This is a genomic window from Rhizobium sp. IBUN (assembly GCF_000510625.1).
Taxonomy (GTDB): Bacteria; Pseudomonadota; Alphaproteobacteria; order Rhizobiales; family Rhizobiaceae; genus Rhizobium; species Rhizobium altiplani.
In genome coordinates this window covers 64,806-85,712 of the sequence record NZ_AZNV01000025.1, presented here as the reverse complement: position 1 = coordinate 85,712, position 20,907 = coordinate 64,806, and the positions used below count along the sequence as shown (strand labels likewise).

The window sequence follows — 20,907 nt, the reverse complement described above, 5'->3', positions numbered from 1 at the left end:
GGCAGGTAGCATTCAATTTTCGCTTCGTCACGATCGGCTCACCAGCGGGCCCGAGGACGAGGTGGTGAATCGGAAAAGAAGCACATCATGCAGCAGGCAGATTTCGTCATCATCGGCTCCGGCTCGGCGGGTTCCGCCCTCGCCTACCGGCTTTCGGAAGACGGCAAGAATACCGTCATCGTCATCGAGGCGGGCGGCTCCGATTTCGGGCCGTTCATCCAGATGCCGGCGGCGCTTGCCTGGCCGATGAGCATGAAGCGCTACAACTGGGGCTATCTCTCCGAGCCCGAGCCGAACCTGAACAACCGGCGGATCACCGCGCCGCGCGGCAAGGTGATCGGCGGCTCCTCCTCGATCAACGGCATGGTCTATGTGCGTGGCCACGCCGAGGACTATAACCGCTGGGAAGAGCTCGGCGCGCAAGGCTGGGCCTATGCCGACGTGCTGCCCTACTTCAAGCGGATGGAGCACAGCCATGGCGGCGAGGAAGGCTGGCGCGGCACTAACGGTCCGCTGCACGTCCAGCGCGGCGTCTTTCGCAACCCGCTGTTTCGCGCCTTCATCGAGGCCGGCAAGCAGGCGGGCTTTGAGGCAACCGAGGATTACAACGGCTCGAAGCAGGAAGGCTTCGGGCTGATGGAGCAGACGATTTTCGGGGGCCGGCGCTGGTCGGCTGCGTCAGCCTATTTGAAACCGGCGCTGAAGCGGCCGAATGTCGAAGTCGTCTATGGCCACGCCCAGAAGGTGATAATCGAGAACGGCCGGGCGACCGGCGTCGAAATCGAGCGCGGCGGCAGGGTCGAGATCGTCAAGGCCAATCGCGAGGTCATCGTTTCGGCCTCCTCCTTCAATTCGCCGAAGCTCCTGATGCTCTCAGGCATCGGGCCGGGCGCGCATCTGCAGGAGATGGGGATCGAGATAAAGGCAGACCGGCCGGGCGTCGGCGCCAACCTGCAAGACCACATGGAATTCTACTTCCAACAGGTCAGCACCAAGCCGGTTTCGCTCTATTCCTGGCTTCCCTGGTTCTGGCAGGGGGTCGCAGGCGCGCAATGGATGTTCACCAAATCGGGGCTCGGCACCTCGAACCAGTTCGAGGCCTGCGCCTTCCTGCGCTCCGCGCCTGGCGTCAAGCAGCCTGACATCCAGTATCACTTCCTGCCGGTCGCGATCAGCTATGACGGCAAGGCGGCAGCCAAGAGCCACGGCTTCCAGGTGCATGTCGGCTACAATCTGTCGAAGTCGCGGGGCAATGTCACGCTTGGTTCCTCGGAACCGAAGGCCGATCCGGTCATTCGCTTCAACTACATGAGCCATCCCGAGGACTGGGAAAAGTTCCGTCATTGCGTGCGGCTCACCCGCGAGATCTTCGGCCAGAAGGCGTTCGACCAGTATCGCGGCCCAGAGATCCAGCCGGGCGAGGCCGTCCAGAGCGATGAGCAGATCGACGCCTTCCTGCGCGAGCACCTGGAAAGCGCCTATCACCCATGCGGCACCTGCAAGATGGGCGCGAAAACCGACCCGATGGCGGTCGTAGATCCCGAAACGCGCGTCATCGGCGTCGACGGGCTGCGCGTCGCGGACAGCTCGATCTTCCCGCACGTCACCTACGGCAATCTCAACGGCCCGTCGATCATGACCGGCGAGAAGGCTGCCGACCATATCCTCGGCAAGCAGCCGCTGCCGCGCTCCAACCAGGAGCCGTGGATCAATCCGCGCTGGGAAGTGAGTGATCGGTAACCTGCCGATCGCCATCAGACAAAGCCGATCCAGCGGCCGGCAAGGAGCGCGGATATCCATACGGCCGCGGAAAGGCCCGCCTGCAGGCGCAAGCTCAACGCGGGCGCAGAGCCTGACACGGCCCGTCGCCAGGCTGCCTGGGCATGGACCACGGCGGCGTTCAGAATGCCGAGGACCAGCAGCCCCAGCTTCGCCAGGAAGGCGGGATTTTCGGCGTATTCGATCGGCTTGACGCTGAAAAGGGCAAAGCCGGTGATAACAGCTCCCATGAGCCCGACAGCCGCGGCCCGCGACAGGAACGGGCCAACCACCGCCAGCGGCACCGAGCCGACGCAGCCCATCAGCCGCAGATCCAGCGGCAGGATCGCCCCGATCAGCAACCCGGTCGAAAGGATATGGGCGGCGTTGACGGCCATGTAGACAAGCGCCGAGCGCCGCAGCCCTGACGACAGCGGGGTTGCGGCGAGCCATTCGAGGAACTCGATCGCCATTGCTTAGTTCGTCTGGATCCGTTCCGGATAGATGTCGTAGCGCTTGTCGGCGACGGTGATCCGCACCGCCTTCATCCGCTTTTCGTCGGCCTTCAGCGAACGGTTTCCGAGGACAACAATCGGATCCCCCTTCTTCGCGGAGCCTTCGACAAAGCCCGAGCGTTCAGTCTGCCTGGGATTGCCAAGTTCGACGAGCCAGATGCCGTCGGCCGTTGTCGCAACGTCGAGCGTCGGGTGCGGGCCACCCATCGTTACCTTCTCGATGGTGCCGCGCAGCTCCGTCTGCTCACCCTCGGCCCACGACCAGCCATGGTGCGCTGCGGCTCCCGTCGCCACGCTCAGCGCGAGGATCGCACCAATTACCATCCGTTTCGAGTTGATGAGACGCATATTCGTTTCTCCCTGCCTCAGGACAGGGGCGAATTGGCGTAGCGCCAGGCAATTGAAAGCTATCTCACCAAATCTTGAAGCGGCCACGTCCGCGTGCCTGATGGCCTCAAGCAACGGGTCTCAGCATTCGCTATCGTAAAGCCTAGGCGAGCAGGCGGGTGACTTCCGCGACCTTTGCCGGCGCGACAGCATCTGCGATCGTCGTGGAGAACAGCACCTTGCGGGTCGCATCCGCCACCTTGGCGAAGACATGGCGGATCTCGCAGTTCTGCTCGCCATCGCAATCATCGCATTTGCGATAAGCGGTGATCGATAGGCATGGAAGCGGTGCGATCGGGCCGTCGATGATCCGAAGCACCTCACCGAAGGTGATCATGTCGGCCGGCTTCAGCAGCAGATATCCGCCCGACTTGCCGCGGCGACTGACGACGATGCCCTGATGCTTCAGGTCGAGAAGGATCTGTTCAAGGAACTTCTTCGGGATCTTCTGCTGCGCCGCAATGTCTGAGATCATCACCGGCTCGCCGTCATCGGCTGCCGCCAACACCGTCAGCGCCCGCAGCGCATATTTTGCCTTTTGCGTAATCATTTTTGACCGTCGACACACACATGGCGGGCGGAATCACAGACCCGCCGCAAGCAGGATCCTGTCTCTATGGCATGCGCAGCATGAACGGAATTTGAACAAGCCGGCGAAACCCTTGAGAGACAAGGTTTTTGGCCTTGTTTTTTCACGCTCGGCCAATACTGCAAATCTACGTCAAAATGCACTTGCGATGTCATCACTTCACATTTCCGATTGACAGGCAACGTGTTACTCTACTAAATCAATAGACAATTTGGCTGACCGTCGACAAACCATCGCCGGTGCGGCTGCTTTTCCGCATTGCAGCGGCCGGGGAGAGATATTTGCTCCTATCGCGCCTGCTTTCGAAATCCGTTTTTCTGTCCGATCCAAGCCCGACCTGCGATACTCCGGCCAACATCAAGGACAGGATCCCCATGACTGTTGCTGCCAATCCGAACGCTGAAGCGGAAACGCTGAACGCGAACCTCGCGAGCCTTGACCTTGCGGAGCGTCTGTCGCTCGTCGCCGGTCTTGGCGGCCGCGTCGTCTTCACCACCTCCCTCGGCATCGAGGACCAAGTCATCACCGCCGAAATCGGCAACCACCGCCTTCCGATTGACGTCGTGACGCTGCAGACCGGACGGTTGTTTCCGGAAACGCTGGCGCTGATCGACGAGACCGAGAAGCAATACGATCTTCACATCAGCCGTTACGAGCCCGAACAGGCAGATATCGATGCCTATGCCGCCAAGTACGGCCTCAACGGCTTCTACGAGAGCGTCGAAGCCAGGCATGCCTGTTGTGGCGTGCGCAAGCTGAAGCCGCTTGCGCGAGCCCTGGCAGGGGCGACGATCTGGATCACCGGCCTGCGCCGTGGCCAATCGGCCAACCGCGCTGAGACGCCGTTTGCGGAATATGACGCGGAGCGTCATCTCCTGAAGGTGAACCCGCTCGCCGACTGGGACCTCGACGTTATCAAGGCCTATGTCGCCGACAACGGCGTGCCGATCAATCCGCTGCACGCCCGCGGCTATCCCTCGATCGGCTGCGAACCCTGCACCCGGGCGATCAAGCCGGGCGAGCCGGAACGCGCCGGCCGCTGGTGGTGGGAACAGGACGAAAAGCGCGAATGCGGCCTGCACGTGGCTGAAGAGGCCTCGGCGATTGCCGCACAACAGTAACCCGTCGACTTCGGGATCGGAGCGCGGCCCGTCGCCTGCGCTCCTCGAAGTCTGAAATGCACCCATTCCGGATGCCTCCCTTCCGAGAATGATTGAAGCCTGGAGTTAGAAATGCCCGATAGCCGTCCGGATACGGAACTCAACAATCCCCGGAGCGCGAAGCCGCCGCTCGACCCGCATTTGAAGGCGCTCGAAAACGAAGCGATCCACATTTTCCGTGAGGTCGCCGCCGAATTCGAGCGTCCCGTCATGCTCTACTCGATCGGCAAGGATTCGTCGGTCCTCCTGCATCTGGCCCGTAAGGCCTTCTATCCCGGTCGCGTCCCCTTCCCGCTGCTGCATGTCAACACCGGCTGGAAATTCCGCGAGATGATTGCCTTTCGCGATGAAACCGCGAAGAAATACGACCTCGACCTGATCGAGCACATCAATCCGCGCGGTGCGGCTGAAAACATCACGCCGTTCACGCATGGCTCGGCCGCCTTTACCGACATCATGAAGACCGAGGGGCTGCGCCAGGCCCTCGACGCCGGCCAATTCGATGCCGCCTTCGGTGGCGCGCGCCGCGACGAGGAAGCCAGCCGCGCCAAGGAACGCATCTATTCCTTCCGCACGCCGGATCATCGCTGGGATCCGCGCAACCAGCGCCCGGAACTCTGGAACATCTACAATGGCCAGATCCGCAAGGGCGAAAGCGTTCGCGTTTTCCCGCTGTCGAATTGGACCGAAGTCGATATCTGGCGCTACATCCAGGCCGAAGACATTCCGCTCGTGCCGCTCTACTACGCCAAGAAGCGCCCCTATGTTGAGCGCGACGGCATGATGATCCTTGCCGAAGATCCGCGGCTGGAACTGTTGCCCGGCGAAGTGCGCCAGGAAGGCATGATCCGTTTCCGCACCCTCGGCGATTTTCCGCTGACGGGCGCCATCCCATCGAAGGCGACCACGCTCGAAGAGGTGATTGCCGAACTCGAAATTGCCACTGTCTCCGAACGTCAGGGCCGCGCCATCGACCGCGACCAGTCCGGTTCCATGGAAAAGAAGAAGCGTGAAGGATATTTCTGAGATGACCGCAGCCGTAACCGCCGCACACGCCCTCGCCGTGCCCGCCGCAGAACCCGCGACGGCGACCCGCGACTCGCGGCCGCTGCGCCTCATCACCTGCGGCAGCGTCGATGATGGCAAGTCCACCCTGATCGGCCGCCTGCTCTGGGATACCAAGGCAGTCAAGGAAGACCAGGCCGCCACGCTACAGCGCGATTCCACCGGCAAGCAGAACGATCTCGGCCTGCCCGATTTCGCCCTGCTGCTCGACGGCCTGCAGGCCGAGCGTGAACAGGGCATCACCATCGATGTCGCCTATCGCTACTTCTCGACTGACAAGCGCTCCTTCATCGTTGCCGACACGCCCGGCCACGAGCAGTACACCCGCAATATGGCAACCGGCGCCTCCACCGCCGACCTCGCCGTGCTGCTCGTCGACGCGCGCGCCGGCATTCTGGAGCAGACGCGTCGCCACGCAACGATCGCCTCGCTGCTCGGCATCAAGCAGTTCGTGCTTGCCATCAATAAGATCGACCTGACGAACTACGATCGCGCCGGCTTCGAGAAGATTACGCATGAATTCCGCGAATTCGCGCTGTCGCTCGGCGTCAAGCAGATCACCGCGATCCCGATGTCGGCCCTGAAGGGCGAGAACGTCGTTTACTCCGGTGAAGCGTCGATGCCGTGGTATGCCGGCCCGACGCTAGTCGAGACGCTCGAACTTGCGACCGTTCGCTCCTCGCAGGCGACCGGCTTCCGTTTCTCGGTGCAGCGCGTCTCCCGCCCCGGCGAAAGCTTCCGCGGCTACCAGGGCACCGTTGCCGGCGGGTCCGTCAAGCCGGGTGATAGCGTCATGATCCTGCCGTCGGGCATGGTCGCCAACGTCTCCAAGATCGTCACCTTCGATCTGGTGCGCAACGCGGCAGTCGCCGGCGATGCGATCACGCTGGTCCTCGACCGGCAGGTCGACGTCGCGCGCGGCGACATGATCGTCTCGATCGACAGCCAGCCGCAGGTCGGCCTCTCCTTCGACGCGCAGATCGTCGCACTGCAGCCGGAGGGTATCGAAGCCGGCAAGCGCTACTGGCTGAAGAGCGGCAGCCGCCGCCAGCGCGTGCAGGTACAGCCGTTGGCGCAGCTTGAACTGACGACCGGCGCCTGGGCTCCTGTCGATACGCTCTACATGAATGCGATCGGCAAGGTGCGCCTCGCCTTCGACGAGCAAGCGATCTTCGACCCCTACGAGCAGAACCGGGCGACCGGCTCCTTTATCCTGATCGACCCTGACACCAACAATACGGTGGCCGGCGGCATGGTCAGCGGAAAGCGGAGCGAGCTCGGCGGCATCCACGGCGGCGATGCCCGCGTGATCCTGTCTCTGCCGGCCGATCTCGCCGACCAGATCATGGCGAGCGAACTCTTCGCCAACCGCCGCCACGAGGCGGAGGTGCGACGCATGACTGCCGCTGAGGCGGCCGACCTCTGGTCGAACGCGGCAAGCGACATCTAGGCAAACGGAAACGGGGCCACATCGGCCCCGTTTCTCATTCTAAACTCGCCGCGTGACCCCTACCACAGTGGCATGTGGCGATTGACGTCCTTGTAGAGCAGGTAGCGGAAGCGTCCGGGACCGCCGGCATAGCAGGCCTGCGGGCAGAAGGCGCGCAGCCACATGAAGTCACCGGCTTCGACTTCGACCCAATCCTTGTTGAGACGATAGACGGCCCTGCCCTCGAGCACGTAGAGGCCGTGCTCCATCACGTGCGTTTCCATGAACGGGATCACGCCGCCGGGCTCGAAGGTGACGATCGTGACATGCATGTCGTAGCGAAGATCGGCCGTGTCGATGAAGCGCGTCGTGGCCCAGGCGCCGTCCGTATCCGGCATCGGTTGCGGCGGGTGATTTTCCTCATGCGTGAAGATCGCCGGCGGCGGCTCCTGCCCCTCGACCTCTTGGAACGCCTTGCGGATCCAGTGGAACTTCACGGGTGCAGCACTCTTGTTCCACAGCGCCCAACAGGAGCCGGCGGGCAGGAAGGCGAAGGAGCCGGGGCGCATTTGCTGTACCTTTCCGTCGAACTCGACGGTCATCTCACCGTCGACGACGAAGAGCACGCCTTCGGCGCGCTTTTCCGGTTCCGGCCGGTCGCTGCCGCCACCCGGCTGCACTTCCATGATGTACTGCGAGAACGTCTCGGAAAAACCGGTCAGCGGGCGGGAGATCACCCAGGCGCGCGTGCCTTCCCAGTGCGGGAAATAGCTGGTGACGATGTCAGTCATGACGCTGCGGGGGATGACGGCATAGGCCGTCGTGAACACCGCCTTGCTGGAGAGGAGTTCGGTCTGCGGCGGCAGGCCGCCCATGCTGGAGTAGAAGTTCGAGCTGCTCATTGGTTCACTTTTCACGGGCCGGGATTGTCAATCTGGTTTAAGCGCCGCATCTCTTCTAGGCAACCTTTAGATTGCCGTCGCCGCGGCAGACTGTCCGCGGTGCCTCGCTAGCTCAGGAGGGATTGATGAGTCTCGAAAAACTTCGGGAAGACTATGTTCAGAGGGTCAAGGAATACGAGGACAATCTCAAATCCATGTCCGAGAACGACGTCAAACACTTCCGCGCGGAGGGTGGCGGGCCGCTCTCCGATATCACCGAGCAAATCCGCAACGAGTATTATCGGCATATCGAGACCTATGCGACCCTGATTGCCGAAAATTCTCGGAGCATAGTGCGCTCGAAGCCGGAACAGCCGCTGCACCAGCGGTGCCGGATCGAAGCAATGGGGGCTGCGCGTCCGTAGCCGGGCCCGAGGGTCGGGGACCCTGGCCACTACGGGTGCTGCATCCGATTGCTGAAATGATTGGGCAGGCCGTCTTACGCGATCCTTGCAAGCCTGACATCCGTGTCATCGGCCAAGATCTCAGCCTGCGCGACGGACACGTTTGCCGACGCCATCAACAGCAGGCACAGGCCGACCGCGCGCGGTACTTCGGTTTCACCCGACGCCCAGCGACGTGTGGTCGTCTGATCGACACCAAAGAGCTTTTGGACACCAGCGGCGCTCAGTCCCGTGACGGCAACCGCAGCTTTGTATTCTGAGGTCTTCATGCACTGTTCCCCGCCCGCCGAAGCGCGCTTGTCTGATATATCTTTATGTGAAGCTGCGTACTTTAGTTCTCGCTTATTTTTATGGATACCGAAATGCGACATATGAGCCTCTGTTTGCGACAGACGATGCGACAGCCATGTCGATCTTTGATGGTGGATCCGATGCTTGCCGTAGAGTCGGTCCAGGACTCCAAGGCTGATCCCGAGAAGTCCGGATAGATCGTCGATCTTCACGAGCCGTAAATTTACTGTTGCGTACTTAACCGTTGGTCTCGTTTGTGGTCCGATCCACCCAGAAGACATGTTCTCTACCGACTATTGCGGCTACTGTTCGAGGCACCCGTTTTAACCGCGGATGGCAAAGCGATGGTCTTCAGAGGCTCGATTCAAGGAGGGTTTCGTGAAAAGGATAGTCGGCCTTGCGGCCATCTTTTGCTCGTTTTCTATTTTTGCTTTCGCTGCCGCGCCCAGTGATGTCGCCGATCTCGTCGGTACTCGCGCGACGGACGCCGTGTCCAAGATGCAGGCCCGTGGCTACCGGCACGTCAGGAGCAGCACTTGGTGGAACGCCAAGACAGGCACGTGTGTCGATGTACGCGTGTCGTTTGGCCGCTACTCGCGTATCGATCAATTGAAGCCGTCTGCATGTGGCGAAGCTTCCGCAGGATCGCCGGACTTGAGCAACGTTCCGGCTCCCGCTTTGCGCGCGTGCAGCCGACGGGCCGATCGATATCAGAGTCCCCGAGGGGGAACGAACGTCGTCAAAGCAGCCGAGCGGACCGGTCCCACCTGGCTTCTGACGATCGCGACCCGACATTACACTCTAGAATGCACAGTTACGGCTTCCGGACGCGTAATTCGGATGGACGCGAAGTAAAGAGTCAAGATCCACTGGAGATGCACCCCACATTTCCATAGCTCGTACAGCGGAGCTTCGGCATAAGCGTTTCAATTATCACTCGTACCCCAAATCGCCGCCCAATATCCAACCTGTCCAGCCAACAGAGATGACGGCATTTCGAGTTGCTCTTTCCGTGTGTCGGCGGCGCGTTTGGTCTTCGCCGTCGGCTTAAGCAAACCAAAGTCGAGAATTTGTAGCCGCCGACGGCTTTCCGACGGATTGGAATTCCAATCACCTGGTGAATCTGTTGGTGAGGTTTTTGTGCGTCCATTGGCACAAATGAAAAAAGCCCGCTTGCGCGGGCTTTTCGGCTGGTCGGAGTGGAGTGATTCGAACACTCGACCCCCACGTCCCGAACGTGGTGCGCTACCAGACTGCGCTACACTCCGTGACCAGCGGCGCCTCTATAGACCGGCCCATCTCGTTGCGCAAGCACCAAAATTCAAAAGCCGGCGCATTTTTTTTCGACAGGGCCGGCGCACCTCCTGAGAGCACTAAGTGGAGCAAAATGACACACTTGCGGCATATTTTGCGATTGCGAAGGCGGCCCGATTTTCTTTTGCTGGGTTCCGCGTTAAAGCGCTCGGCAGGACAAGCGGAAACCGCTGCAGACCAGCGATTCCCGCCGTCGAATGCGCGACAACTTTTCAAGGACGATAGAATGAAACTCCGCACCTTTGCCGCGGCTGGGCTTGCCATTGCGCTTGCCGGCTGCACGACGATTCCGACCTCCGCAGATCCGATCTCCAGCCGCTGGGTTGGCCAGTCGGCCGGCAAGTTCTTTGCCGCCTACGGCCCGCCGATCAGCGACGTCGAGAGCGACGGCGGCGTCACCTACACCTGGAAGGGCGGCTACAAGACGGTCCGCATCCCGGCGAAATACGCAGAAGGTGCAGATGGCAAGCGCGGCAAGCAGATTTCGGCGGCCCGCACGCAGTATTTCCGCTGCCAGGCCGAAATCGTCACCAACGCCGACTACACGATCCGCAGCATCCATGTCGTCGGCGATATCCCGGGCGTGAACGGCCCGTCCTATTGCGCCGAGTTCCTGGCGCCGGCGCAGCCCGCGCAGTAAGAAACGACAGAGCGAGCGTTTGGAAGGCGGCCCATTGGTCGCCTTTTTCTATATCGAGTGTTCTGAGTTGCTGCGCGGCCTCCGTTCGCGGCTGACACCGCGGCAAAAAGACTTCACCATTGCTGGAATTCAATGGCTGGGGCGCCAGGATTCGAACCTGGGAATGCCGGTACCAAAAACCGGTGCCTTACCGCTTGGCGACGCCCCACCAGAGCTTGAAAGCGGAGACCCGCTTGCCAAATCGACGCCTGCTTAGCAAAGCTCGCCTGAGGTCACAATCATTAAGTTTCGGGCCATTGCATATTTCTGTGCGCTTTTAGCGTCACCATGCTAGGTCTCGCCGCAGCCGTCCAGGACGATGGAGTAACGATGAGCCAGTACCGCGCCCGACCGCCTGCCCTCGCAACGCTGCTGCTCGACGATGCCGTGGTTCGGATCACGCGCTGGGATTTCGAGCCAGGTGCCGATACCGGCGTCCATACGCATGGGATGGGCTATGTCGTCGTGCCGATGACCGATTGCCAGTTTCTGCTGGAGGAAAAGGGCGGCAGTCGCAGGGTCGATATTGCCAAGGGCGCTGCCTACCGCCGCGACGCCGGGACCGAGCACAATGTCGTCAATGCCGGCAATCAGCTGATGTCCTTCATCGAGATCGAATACAAATAAATGGCAAGTCCCGAGTTCAATCTGGCCTTCGAGCCCGCCTATGGCCAGGCCGTGCCTGTTGCCTCAGACGTGCAGCGCATTACGGTCAACAATCCGAGCGCCTTCACGTTTCACGGCACGAACAGCTACATCGTCGGGGATCGCTCCGTGGCGGTCATCGATCCTGGTCCGGAGGACGAGGCACACTTGCTGGCATTGATGGCAGCGCTCGATGGACGCGAGGTCACCCATATCTTCATCAGTCATACCCATCGCGACCACTCCCCGCTGTCTCGGCGCCTGCAGGCGGCGACCGGGGCGCGGATCGTCGCCGAGGGACCACACCGCGCTGCCCGGCCACTGCATCAGGGCGAGATCAATCCCTTCGCCGAAAGCTCGGACCTGGGATTCCGGCCCGACGTCACAATCGGCGACGGCGAGACGATCGAGGGCGACGGCTGGAGGCTGACTGGCGTGCTGACGCCCGGGCATACCGCTAATCACGCGGCCTTCGCGCTCGAGGGAACTGGAATCCTGTTTTCCGCCGATCATGTCATGGGTTGGGCTACCTCCATCGTCGCGCCGCCCGATGGCTCGATGGCCGACTACATGGCCTCCCTCGACAAGCTGATCGAGAGGCACGACCGCCTGCTGCTTCCCGGACATGGCGGCCCCGTCCGCAAACCGATCTCTTTCATGCGAGCCCTGAAAACGCATCGGCGGATGCGCGAACGCGCCGTGCTCGGCCGCATCCGCGCTGGCGATACGAACATCCCCGACATGGTGAAGGTGATTTATCGCGAGACCGATCCGCGCCTGCATGGCGCTGCGGCGCTTTCGGTTCTCGCCCATATCGAGGATCTGGTGGAGCGGGGCGAGATCGAAACGGATGGACCGCCTGCCCTTTTCGGCTCCTACCGACCTGCGACGCGGAAATAGCTCACGTCGCCGCCTGCATTTGCCGACGACAAGCCTGTCATCGTCTTCGATGGCAAATATTGAGGCGGACGAGGTTAGCTGCCGGCGATGCCGAGCAATTCGGAATCGAGCGCCTTGAGGTAGTTCTCCGCGATATCGGCGCTGAGGCCGAGATCATGCGGGCCGTAGCGCGAGGCGACCCTAACGTCGACGAAGGTGGTTTCCGCTTCCTCTCGCAGGCGGATGACGATGTCGAAGCGCAGGCCGAGAACCAAGGTGCGGGTTTCGCCCTGCAGCGTTACGCCATTCGCCCGGCGAATCAGCTGCGCAACGTCGTCGTCGTAGGGCCGTGGCGTCGGGACCGGCACGGCTTCTGGCGCCTCAGCAACCGCAGCATCATCTGGCTGCGGCTTCGCCGGTCGCTTCTCAATATCGGGGCTTGGCTCGCTGTCACCGTCGGCGCGGGTAATGCGGATGCCATTCTCCTTGGCGACCTTCTTGACGGCTTCGAGCACGCGGTCGATAGCGCCGTCGTAGCGACGGCCTGTGAGTTCCGGGTAGGCTTCGAGCTGCTTTTCGCGGTCCTCGGGCGTGACCGCCGGCTCTCGCTTCAGCCAGATCTGATCTACGTTCGGCGTCTTCAGCCAGTCCGGCGCCGAGACGATATCGGTTGACACGTCATAGATCGCCGGCAGCGCGAAATAGCGTTCGGCGGCAATCCCGCCGATCGCGAGCGGAAGGGCCACATAGATCAAGGCTTTCAAGGCATCTAGCCCGCCTTCGGCACCCGTCAGCCAAAGGCTGCGCAGCCCGGCAACGGCAAGCACGGTCCCAAGCAGCGCGAAGCCCGCGGAAACGAGTAGAACCAGCACAAGGTATGGCGTAGAAAGGCCGGCGAAGCGATGACCAACCAGAGCCGCAAGGCAGAGAACCAGGGCAAACGCTGCGAAGCGCCGCGAGAAGCGGGCAGCATTTGAAACAGGGCGGTCGAAACGGATTGCCATCAAACTTACCGGTTACTCGCAAGCGGCGCGTCCCGCATGAACGCGCAAAATCGCCCTCCACTTGTTTAGTGCAAGATTCGCCTAAATTGAAACTGTTGTGTCATTCCGATGGGCGCAATCCACGGGGAAGACGACAATGGCGTGCGTAAGCATTTTCTGATATTCCTTGATTTGCAGTTGTATGGTTTGGGTCGCAACCGACCAACAGGAGAAGGGCAATGATTGCACCGGAGCCCGCATCGGGAACCCAGTCGCCGACGCTGGGCGCAGCCGATCATGCAGATCCGCTTCTGCCGATAGAGCTTCTGGAACTGGAATTGTCGCTCGACGGATACGATGGCAAATCCGACTTCTGCGAAACCGTCCGCGTAGCATCCGCCAAGGCTGGCGGAGAATTCCTGTTTGATCTTCCCGCCGAGGGATTGATGGACGATTGCAAGCGCATTGCAGTGCTGCGCATCCCGTCCATGAGCGAACAGATGCGTGTCGTTCTTGCCGTGCTGGATCACAGCGGCACGGAAATCCGCATGGAAGCGCCGGATCCTGCGACGGCCCACCTCATCCGCTTCGCCGACGCCTTCATCAAGGTTCTTGAACGGTTCTGAGCTAGAGCCTTTCGGCTCTAATCGCGTTGCGCCGCTGCTTCAGCCAGGCTGCGGAACGGGAATTTGCGCCCGCACTCACACTTGATCATGGAAGTTTCCTGATGGTTGGACGCGCGCTGGATGAAGAAGCCGCGCGGTAGATGATCGACGCTAAAGCCCGGATGCTTGCGCTTCGGATCATCCGTCTCGGACGCTTCCGCAAAGCCGGCGTTGCCGCATTGCGGGCAGGTCAGTTTCTTCGAGAATCGATCGCGTAGTGCCATGTTTATCTTCCAATGTCGTCCGAGCCGTCTTCTTACAGACGATCCTCCACAGACGGAAGGCCACAGGCGTTGAAAGCAGCGATGCAAGCGCACCGCTTCGGCCTAAGTTATTCTTTTGGTTGACTGTAACCGCCGATTGGCGTCATCTGATGGCGCAGGGTTTTGATTGCAGAGACATGTCGATGCGTACGCTCGTTTTAGCTCTCGCGCTTGCCGCGCTATCAATCGGCCTCTCGGCCTGCCAAACAATGACGCCGGAAGAGCGGCGCGCCGCCGACGAGGCTCAATGCTTACGCTATGGCTTCCGGCGCGGCACGGAGGGCTTCGCGACCTGCATGCAGCGCATCGATCTCTATCGCCGTGCCCAGGCGCGTTACGACAGCGATATGCTCATGTTGCAGATGTCCTATGATCTCGACCGTCCTTACTACGGTCGCGGATACGGGCGCCATTGGTAATCACCGCCTGCGCGGCGGCAAGCCGGGCAATCGGCACGCGGAAGGGTGAACAGGACACGTAGTCCAATCCGATTTCCTCGCAGAAATGGATGGATACCGGATCGCCGCCATGTTCGCCGCAAATCCCGAGCTTCATGTCATTGCGCGTGCGCCGACCGCGTTCGGCGGCAATGCGGATCAACTCCCCGACACCGTCGAAATCCAGCGAAATGAAGGGATCGTGCTCGATGATCCCCTTGCGCTGATAGGTCGGAATAAAGGCGGATGCATCGTCGCGCGAGATGCCGAAGGTTGTCTGCGTCAGGTCGTTGGTGCCGAAGGAAAAGAACTCCGCCGCTTCGGCGATGATATGGGCCCTGAGGGCTGCACGCGGCAGTTCGATCATCGTGCCGACCAGGTAGTCGATCCGCATGCCGGCCTCCGCCATGACGTCCCCGGCGATGGCGTCGATGCGCTCCTTGACGTAGTCCAGCTCGGAGCGCAACCCAACCAGGGGCACCATGATCTCGGGCACGACGGCAGCACCCGTTTCATGGGCTGCCGCGACCGCCGCCTCGAAAATGGCGCGCGCCTGCATCTCGACAATTTCAGGGTAGGAAATCGCCAGTCGGCAGCCGCGATGGCCGAGCATCGGATTGAACTCATGCAGCGCATCGACGCGCTGGCGCAGTGCTGCAGCGTCCATGCCCATTGCGGCGGAAACGTCGGCGATCTCCTCGTCCGTCTTCGGCAGGAATTCGTGCAACGGCGGATCGAGCAGACGGATCGTCACCGGCAGGCCGTGCATGACGTTGAACAGGCTGGTGAAATCGTGGCGCTGGACCGGCAGCAGGCTATCGAGAGCGGCGCGGCGGCCGGTTTCATCCTCCGCCAGGATCATCTCGCGCATCAGATGAATGCGGTCGCCCTCGAAGAACATGTGCTCGGTGCGGCAAAGGCCGATGCCCTCGGCACCGAAGGAGCGAGCCGCGCGCGCATCAGCCGGCGTATCGGCATTGGTGCGCACGGTCATGCGCCGCGCCCGATCGGCCCATTGCATGATGCGCCCGAAATCGCCGGAGAGCTCCGGCTGGATCATCTGCACGTCACCCTTCAACACCTGCCCAGCCGAACCGTCGATGGTGATGACGTCGCCCTTCTTCAGCGTGACGCCGACGCCGATCAGCCGCTCGTTGCGGGCGTCGATGCGCATGCCACCAGCGCCGACCACGCAGGGGATGCCCATGCCGCGTGCGACAACGGCGGCATGGCTGGTCATGCCGCCACGTGTCGTCAGAATGCCCTCGGCCGCGTGCATGCCGTGGATGTCTTCTGGATTGGTCTCGACACGCAGCAGGATAACCTTGCGCCCCTCCTCGGACGCTGTCACGGCCTCCTCGGCGGTGAAGACGATCTCGCCGGTCGCCGCGCCGGGCGAGGCCGGCAGGCCGGTGCCGATGATCTCGCGGGTAACACGCGGGTCAATCGTCGGGTGCAGGAGCTGGTCCAGTGACGAAGGTTCGATGCGAAGCACCGCTTCTTCTTCGGTGATGAGTTTCTCATCTACCATGTCGACGGCGATCTTCATCGCAGCGCGCGTCGAGCGCTTGCCCGCGCGGGTCTGCAGCATCCAGAGCTTTCCGCGCTCGATGGTGAACTCGATGTCCTGCATCTCGCGATAATGCGTTTCAAGCTCGGAACAGATGCCTGACAGCTCCTTGAAGGCATCCGGCATCAGCTTTTCCATCGACGGTCGTTCGGAACCGGAGCTGATGCGTCCCTCCTCGGTAATGCTCTGCGGCGTGCGGATGCCGGCAACCACATCCTCGCCCTGCGCATTGACGAGGAATTCGCCATAGAGCGATTTATTGCCCGTTGACGGATTACGCGTGAAGGCAACACCGGTCGCGGACGAATTACCGTGGTTTCCGAAGACCATCGCCTGGATGTTGACCGCCGTGCCCCAGCCTTCGGGAATATTGTGAAGCTGGCGATAGGTGACTGCGCGGACGCTCATCCAGCTGGCGAAGACGGCGCCTACAGCGCCCCATAGCTGCACCTCGGGATCTTGAGGAAACTCCTCGCCCAGCTCCTCCTCAATCAGGCTCTTGTAGAGCGAGACCACGTGCTGCCATTCGTTGGCGGTCAGTTCGGTATCAAACTCATAGCCGAGCCGCGCCTTCTCGTCCTCGAGGATCTCCTCGAACACCTCGTGATCGAGACGCATGACGACGTCGGCATACATCTGGATGAAACGGCGGTAGCTATCCCAGGCGAACCGTGCGTCGCCGGCATCGTGGCCGAGCGCTTGTACGGTTTCATCGTTGAGGCCGAGATTGAGGACGGTGTCCATCATCCCCGGCATCGAAACGCGCGCTCCCGAGCGCACGGACAAGAGCAGCGGCCGATCGCCCGCGCCGAACCGCCGGCCGGTAATTTCTTCGATCCCTTGAATGCCCGCGCGGACCTGTGCCTTCAGCTCTTCTGCAATCTGCCGTCCGTTCTTGTAGTAGGCAGAGCAGGCGCCGGCGATGATCGTCAGACCAGGAGGGACAGGCAGACCCAGGTTGCACATTTCCGCGAGGTTTGCGCCTTTGCCGCCCAAACGCTCGCCCTCAAGGGCACTACCCTCTGCCTGACCATTGCCAAATGTATAGACCCACTTGGTCATATTCCCCCCAACACCAAATCCGGATCAACTTAATCCCTTGGTGTTGAAATGAAAATCGACAAATGCGGCCGAAATGTTGCGGCGCACAATAACTGCGACAGACTGAAGCGATTGAGGGGAGAAAAAGCTTTGCGGGACTGCAACAAAGTCCCGCAAAGCCTTATGTCCGTCCAGCCAGGAAAACCGGACGGGGGGTTCCGTCCATACGGACTGTCAGAGCCAAAACCATATTGCTCCGAGCGCGTCGCGCAGGAAACCATGCAGCCGATACCTTTTCGCGGTAATTCGGCGACACCATGAAGCAATCTCTAATACAAGATCGGTAGGAAAACATTACCTGAATGGTGGAGTCAGCCCATTCTGGCAGACTTTTTTTGGGCTTTTCCCAGCCTTTGGCTCAGGCAATCTCGCGCAGTTGTTCGGCGGTCTGAAGATCGACCGACACGAGCTGCGATACCCCCTGCTCCGCCATCGTCACGCCGAACAGCCTGTTCATGCGCGCCATGGTGATCGGATTATGTGTGATGATCACGAAACGCGTCTCGGTGGAGGCGGCCATTTCGTCCATCAGGTTGCAATAGCGCTCGACATTGTGGTCATCGAGCGGGGCGTCCACTTCGTCCAGCACGCAGATCGGGGCCGGATTGGTCAGGAAGACGGCAAAGATCAGTGCCATTGCCGTCAGCGCCTGCTCGCCGCCCGAAAGGAGCGTCATCGTCTGCGGCTTCTTGCCCGGCGGACGGGCGAGAATTTCCAGGCCTGCCTCGAGCGGATCATCGGATTCGATCAGTTGCAGTTCGGCCGTTCCTCCGCCGAAAAGATGGGTGAAAAGGCGCTGGAACTGGCCGTTGACCACGTCGAACGCGGCGAGCAGGCGCTCGCGACCCTCGCGATTAAGGCTCTGGATCGCGCCACGCAACTTGCGGATCGCATCGATCACGTCGTCGCGTTCCTTGATCAGCGCTTCGAGCTTCCCGCTCAGTTCCTTCTGTTCTTCCTCGGCGCGCAGGTTCACGGCGCCAAGGCGCTCGCGCTCCATCTTGAGGCGTTCGAGTTCGCGCTCGACCTCGCGAAGATCGGGTGCTGCCTGCAGCGACTCAAGTCCGGCAAGCCGAAGCGCCTCGTGCGGCGCAACGTTTAGCGCCTCACGAATTCGGGCCTCGGTTTCCTGTCGCTTTTCGCGCGCCGAGACCAGCCGCTCTTCGGCGCGACCGCGGCGCTCGCGGCTTTCGGCGAGTTCGGAAAGCGCTGTCGCCGCCTTGCGGTCGGCGTCACGCTGGACGAGCTCGGCTTCAGCAAGCACATCGGCCGCGTGGCGACGTGCTTCCTCGGCCTTCTGGAGTTCGGTCAAGAGCGCGCGGCGCTTGTCGTCGAACTCATCGGGCGCCATTTCGAGCTCAGACGCTTCCTCCCGCGCCTCCTCCTCGCGGTCGCGAAGTGTCGCGATGTGGTCCTCGGCGCTGGCAGCGCGCTGGCGCCAGGTCTCGCGCTCCTGCCCGATGGCAATGATGCGGCGCTGACGGGCTTCGTTCTCGCGGTTCAGGCTTTCATGGCGTGCCCGCGCTTCTGCAAGTGCGCCACGATCGGTCGCGACTTCCGCCTGCTGCGCTCGAAGCCGTACGTCGATCGCCATCAAATCAGGGGCGTCTTCCAACTCGATCCGGGCGTTCTCTTCCTGGATCGAGAGATCTTCAAGCTGGATCTGTAGCTGGCTGACAGATTCTGCAATGACATCACGGCGGCGGATGAGATCGCCAGAGGCCCGCTCGGCCGCTGCCAGCGCTTCGCGCGCCTCGGCGAGTTGCCGCGCGGATATACGGCTCTTCTCGCGCGCCTCGGCGAGGCGCTGTTCCTGAAGTCGGATGGCATCGGCCGCACTCGCCAGGCGTTCCTCCGCTTCATCAAGTATGTCGCGGGCAAGCGCGGCTTCGCTTTCCAGTTCGGCGAGCCGGTTCTTCTGTGCCAGCCGGAGTGCCGCCGCACTCGGCGCATCCGCGCCGGTGACATGGCCGTCCCATCGATAGACGGCGCCCTCCTTGGTCACCAGGCGTTGGCCTGGCTTGAGGTCCCTCATCAGGGTTGCCGCATCCGAACCGGAGACGAGGCCGATCTGCTTCAGGCGGCGCATCAGTGCCGCAGGAGCGCGCACATGGTCGATCAGCGGCGTCGCGCCAGCCGGCAATGCCGGGTCGGCGGCACCGTCACCATGGCCGGACCAATGCACCGGCGCCTTCGGATCGAGCGGGGATTCGATGTCGTCGCCAAGGGCCGCACCGAGCGCCGTCTCAAAGCCGCGATCGACGCGAAGTTCATCGGCAACGGGTGCATATTCGCCTGCCGCGGCACCGGCAGCCAGCATGCGCGAAATGGTCCGGGCTTCCGTTTCGATGGCGTTCAGCTTCGCACGCGCCTGATCGACAGGCGATCGGGAAAGAGCCTCGGTCTGGCGGGCAGCGGCCAAGGCCTGCTCGACGCCCTGGATTGCGGCTTCCGCCTCGGCAAGAGCCTGCTCGGCCGCCTCGACCACGTCCCGCTTCTCGTCCGGATCGGGCAGGCTGGAAATCTTCTCCCCGATGGCCGACAGCTCGCGGTTGGCCTCATCCATCTGCCGTTCAAGGCGCATCTTGCGATCGGCAAGGTCGCGAATGGCGCGCTCGAGCTGGTTGCGCCCGGCTGCAGCCTCGGCGCGTTCGGCTGTCAACGCGGTAAAAGTGCGCTCACTGTCGGCGAGCTTTGCGGCAGCCTCCTCGAAGGCCTCGCGTGTCTCCTCGGCAAAACGGCCGGAATCGGCAAGGATCTCAGTGATCTCGCTCTCTTCGGCATCCAGCCGCGCCAGGATTTCGGCGTTATCGGCAACCAGCCGCTCCTCGCGGCGGATATCCTCGCCGAGCTGCGCAAGACGGCGGGTCAGTTCGTCGCGACGGCGCAGGATGCGGTTGGCATCCTCCTCGAGCTGGGTCTTGGCGATCTGCAGGCGCTGCAACGCGGCAGCGGCGCGTGCTTCGGCGTCCCGCAATTCCGGCAGCTTCAGGCTTGTAATGCCCTGAACCTTGGCGGCCTCCATCTGCATCTGCGCCTTTTCGGCGACGACGACGGTGGCCTGATTGAGCGCGCTATCGGCCTCGGCTTCGGCCTCCTTGGCCTGAACCCAGCGGATGTGCAGAAGCAGCGCCTCGCGGGCGCGTATATCCGCGGACAGCGCCTTGAAACGGCTTGCCTGGCGGGCCTGACGCTTCAGGCTCTCGATCTGGCTCTCCAGTTGAGAAGTCACGTCGTCGAGACGTTCGAGATTGCTTTCGGCGGCACGCAGGCGAAGCTCGGCTTCGTGACGGCGCGAATGCAGGCCTGATATGCCGGCTGCCTCTTCAAGCAACTGGCGGCGGGCCTGCGGCTTTGCCGAGATCAACTCGCCGATCCGTCCTTGCCCGACCATGGACGGCGAACGGGCGCCGGTGGAGGCGTCAGCAAAGAGAAGCTGTACGTCCTTGGCGCGGCTTTCCTTGCCGTTGATGCGGTAGATCGATCCCTGCTCCCGCTCGATGCGGCGCGTGACCTGGATCTCGTCGCTGTCGTTGAAGGCAGCGGGCGCCGTACGCTCGGCATTGTCGAGATAGAGTGCTACTTCAGCGGTGTTGCGGGCGGGACGATTGCCGGAGCCGGAGAAGATGACATCGTCCATGCCGGACGCGCGCATGTTCTTGTAGGAATTCTCGCCCATCACCCAGCGGAGCGCTTCGACGAGGTTCGACTTGCCGCAGCCGTTCGGGCCGACGATACCGGTCAGTCCGCGCTCGATGATGAATTCGGTGGGTTCGACGAAGGACTTGAAGCCGACGACGCGAAGCTTGTTGAACTTCATGCCGCGTCCCCG

The 20,907-nt window shown here is 61.9% G+C and carries 21 protein-coding genes and 2 tRNA genes; 10 read left to right on the top strand and 13 right to left on the bottom strand.

Going from position 1 to position 20,907, the window contains the following annotated elements; genetic code table 11:
* Positions 1-87: 87 nt before the first annotated feature.
* Positions 88-1,740, top strand: a complete 1,653-nt coding sequence (betA, locus tag RHIBUN_RS0121620) for a choline dehydrogenase (protein ID WP_025661135.1) — start codon at positions 88-90, stop codon at positions 1,738-1,740.
* A gap of 14 nt (positions 1,741-1,754) precedes the next feature.
* On the opposite strand, the gene RHIBUN_RS0121615 is transcribed toward betA, so the two are convergent.
* From RHIBUN_RS0121615 to RHIBUN_RS0121605, 3 genes are all read right to left on the bottom strand, one after another.
* A complete protein-coding gene (locus tag RHIBUN_RS0121615; protein ID WP_025661134.1) occupies positions 1,755-2,231 on the bottom strand; it encodes a DUF6644 family protein in 477 nt (158 codons plus the stop codon).
* 3 nt (positions 2,232-2,234) lie between these two features.
* Entirely contained in the window at positions 2,235-2,621 is a 387-nt protein-coding gene (locus tag RHIBUN_RS0121610) for a DUF6152 family protein (RefSeq protein WP_018116479.1), read from the bottom strand.
* A 142-nt stretch (positions 2,622-2,763) separates the two neighbouring features.
* On the bottom strand, positions 2,764-3,210 hold the full coding sequence (locus tag RHIBUN_RS0121605; protein WP_018116480.1) for an Rrf2 family transcriptional regulator: 447 nt from the start codon (positions 3,208-3,210) through the stop codon (positions 2,764-2,766).
* A gap of 413 nt (positions 3,211-3,623) precedes the next feature.
* Here RHIBUN_RS0121605 and RHIBUN_RS0121600 point away from each other — a divergent pair, with 413 nt between their 5' ends.
* From RHIBUN_RS0121600 to cysN, 3 genes are all read left to right on the top strand, one after another.
* Positions 3,624-4,370, top strand: coding sequence for a phosphoadenylyl-sulfate reductase (locus RHIBUN_RS0121600; protein ID WP_018116470.1), 747 nt, complete (start codon positions 3,624-3,626; stop codon positions 4,368-4,370).
* Between the two features lie 111 nt (positions 4,371-4,481).
* A complete protein-coding gene (gene cysD / locus RHIBUN_RS0121595; RefSeq protein WP_018116469.1) occupies positions 4,482-5,435 on the top strand; it encodes a sulfate adenylyltransferase subunit CysD in 954 nt (317 codons plus the stop codon).
* A 1-nt stretch (position 5,436) separates the two neighbouring features.
* A complete protein-coding gene (cysN, locus tag RHIBUN_RS0121590; protein ID WP_025661133.1) occupies positions 5,437-6,924 on the top strand; it encodes a sulfate adenylyltransferase subunit CysN in 1,488 nt (495 codons plus the stop codon).
* Between the two features lie 59 nt (positions 6,925-6,983).
* Here the strand turns inward: cysN and RHIBUN_RS0121585 are convergent, their stop codons facing one another.
* Entirely contained in the window at positions 6,984-7,805 is an 822-nt protein-coding gene (locus RHIBUN_RS0121585; RefSeq protein ID WP_025661132.1) for a bifunctional allantoicase/(S)-ureidoglycine aminohydrolase, read from the bottom strand.
* 125 nt (positions 7,806-7,930) lie between these two features.
* Between RHIBUN_RS0121585 and RHIBUN_RS33725 the strand changes: the two genes are divergently transcribed.
* Positions 7,931-8,209, top strand: coding sequence for a hypothetical protein (locus RHIBUN_RS33725; RefSeq protein WP_025661131.1), 279 nt, complete (start codon positions 7,931-7,933; stop codon positions 8,207-8,209).
* A 74-nt stretch (positions 8,210-8,283) separates the two neighbouring features.
* On the opposite strand, the gene RHIBUN_RS0121575 is transcribed toward RHIBUN_RS33725, so the two are convergent.
* The 4 genes from RHIBUN_RS0121575 to RHIBUN_RS0121570 form a co-directional block, all read right to left on the bottom strand.
* Positions 8,284-8,517 carry a hypothetical protein gene (locus tag RHIBUN_RS0121575; RefSeq protein WP_018858477.1) on the bottom strand — a complete coding sequence of 78 codons (234 nt, stop codon included), beginning with the start codon at positions 8,515-8,517 and terminating at the stop codon, positions 8,284-8,286.
* 373 nt (positions 8,518-8,890) lie between these two features.
* Positions 8,891-9,148 (bottom strand): hypothetical protein, encoded by a 258-nt coding sequence (locus RHIBUN_RS36480; RefSeq protein WP_156932736.1) that lies wholly within the window; start codon positions 9,146-9,148, stop codon positions 8,891-8,893.
* Between the two features lie 317 nt (positions 9,149-9,465).
* Positions 9,466-9,756 carry a hypothetical protein gene (locus RHIBUN_RS36475; protein WP_156932735.1) on the bottom strand — a complete coding sequence of 97 codons (291 nt, stop codon included), beginning with the start codon at positions 9,754-9,756 and terminating at the stop codon, positions 9,466-9,468.
* A tRNA-Pro gene (locus RHIBUN_RS0121570) sits at positions 9,731-9,807 on the bottom strand. The genes RHIBUN_RS36475 and RHIBUN_RS0121570 overlap by 26 nt, the downstream gene beginning before the upstream one ends.
* Positions 9,808-10,079: 272 nt before the next feature.
* Here RHIBUN_RS0121570 and RHIBUN_RS0121565 point away from each other — a divergent pair.
* Positions 10,080-10,493 carry a hypothetical protein gene (locus tag RHIBUN_RS0121565; protein WP_025661130.1) on the top strand — a complete coding sequence of 138 codons (414 nt, stop codon included), beginning with the start codon at positions 10,080-10,082 and terminating at the stop codon, positions 10,491-10,493.
* A gap of 133 nt (positions 10,494-10,626) precedes the next feature.
* Here the strand turns inward: RHIBUN_RS0121565 and RHIBUN_RS0121560 are convergent.
* Positions 10,627-10,701, bottom strand: a tRNA-Gln gene (locus RHIBUN_RS0121560).
* A 161-nt stretch (positions 10,702-10,862) separates the two neighbouring features.
* On the opposite strand from RHIBUN_RS0121560, the gene RHIBUN_RS0121555 reads away from it, so the two are divergent.
* Together RHIBUN_RS0121555 and RHIBUN_RS0121550 are read left to right on the top strand one after the other, a co-directional pair.
* Complete coding sequence (locus RHIBUN_RS0121555; protein WP_025661129.1) at positions 10,863-11,159, top strand: cupin domain-containing protein; 297 nt, start codon at positions 10,863-10,865, stop codon at positions 11,157-11,159.
* Positions 11,160-12,077 (top strand): MBL fold metallo-hydrolase, encoded by a 918-nt coding sequence (locus RHIBUN_RS0121550; protein ID WP_025661128.1) that lies wholly within the window; start codon positions 11,160-11,162, stop codon positions 12,075-12,077.
* Between the two features lie 74 nt (positions 12,078-12,151).
* On the opposite strand, the gene RHIBUN_RS0121545 is transcribed toward RHIBUN_RS0121550, so the two are convergent.
* A complete protein-coding gene (locus RHIBUN_RS0121545; protein WP_025661127.1) occupies positions 12,152-13,060 on the bottom strand; it encodes a DUF1499 domain-containing protein in 909 nt (302 codons plus the stop codon).
* 218 nt (positions 13,061-13,278) lie between these two features.
* Between RHIBUN_RS0121545 and RHIBUN_RS0121540 the strand changes: the two genes are divergently transcribed.
* Positions 13,279-13,665, top strand: a complete 387-nt coding sequence (locus RHIBUN_RS0121540; protein WP_018860461.1) for a hypothetical protein — start codon at positions 13,279-13,281, stop codon at positions 13,663-13,665.
* Positions 13,666-13,682: 17 nt separating this feature from the next.
* On the opposite strand, the gene RHIBUN_RS0121535 is transcribed toward RHIBUN_RS0121540, so the two are convergent.
* Positions 13,683-13,928: a hypothetical protein gene (locus RHIBUN_RS0121535; RefSeq protein ID WP_018116436.1), complete on the bottom strand. Its 246-nt coding sequence runs from the start codon at positions 13,926-13,928 to the stop codon at positions 13,683-13,685.
* A 182-nt stretch (positions 13,929-14,110) separates the two neighbouring features.
* Here RHIBUN_RS0121535 and RHIBUN_RS35565 point away from each other — a divergent pair, with 182 nt between their 5' ends.
* Entirely contained in the window at positions 14,111-14,386 is a 276-nt protein-coding gene (locus RHIBUN_RS35565; protein WP_083929893.1) for a hypothetical protein, read from the top strand.
* Here RHIBUN_RS35565 and ppdK read toward each other — a convergent pair.
* Together ppdK and RHIBUN_RS0121525 are read right to left on the bottom strand one after the other, a co-directional pair.
* Positions 14,319-17,036, bottom strand: coding sequence for a pyruvate, phosphate dikinase (ppdK, locus tag RHIBUN_RS0121530; protein ID WP_025661126.1), 2,718 nt, complete (start codon positions 17,034-17,036; stop codon positions 14,319-14,321). The genes RHIBUN_RS35565 and ppdK overlap by 68 nt on opposite strands.
* A gap of 397 nt (positions 17,037-17,433) precedes the next feature.
* Positions 17,434-20,895 (bottom strand): chromosome segregation SMC family protein, encoded by a 3,462-nt coding sequence (locus RHIBUN_RS0121525; RefSeq protein WP_025661125.1) that lies wholly within the window; start codon positions 20,893-20,895, stop codon positions 17,434-17,436.
* Between the last annotated feature and the right edge of the window lie 12 nt (positions 20,896-20,907).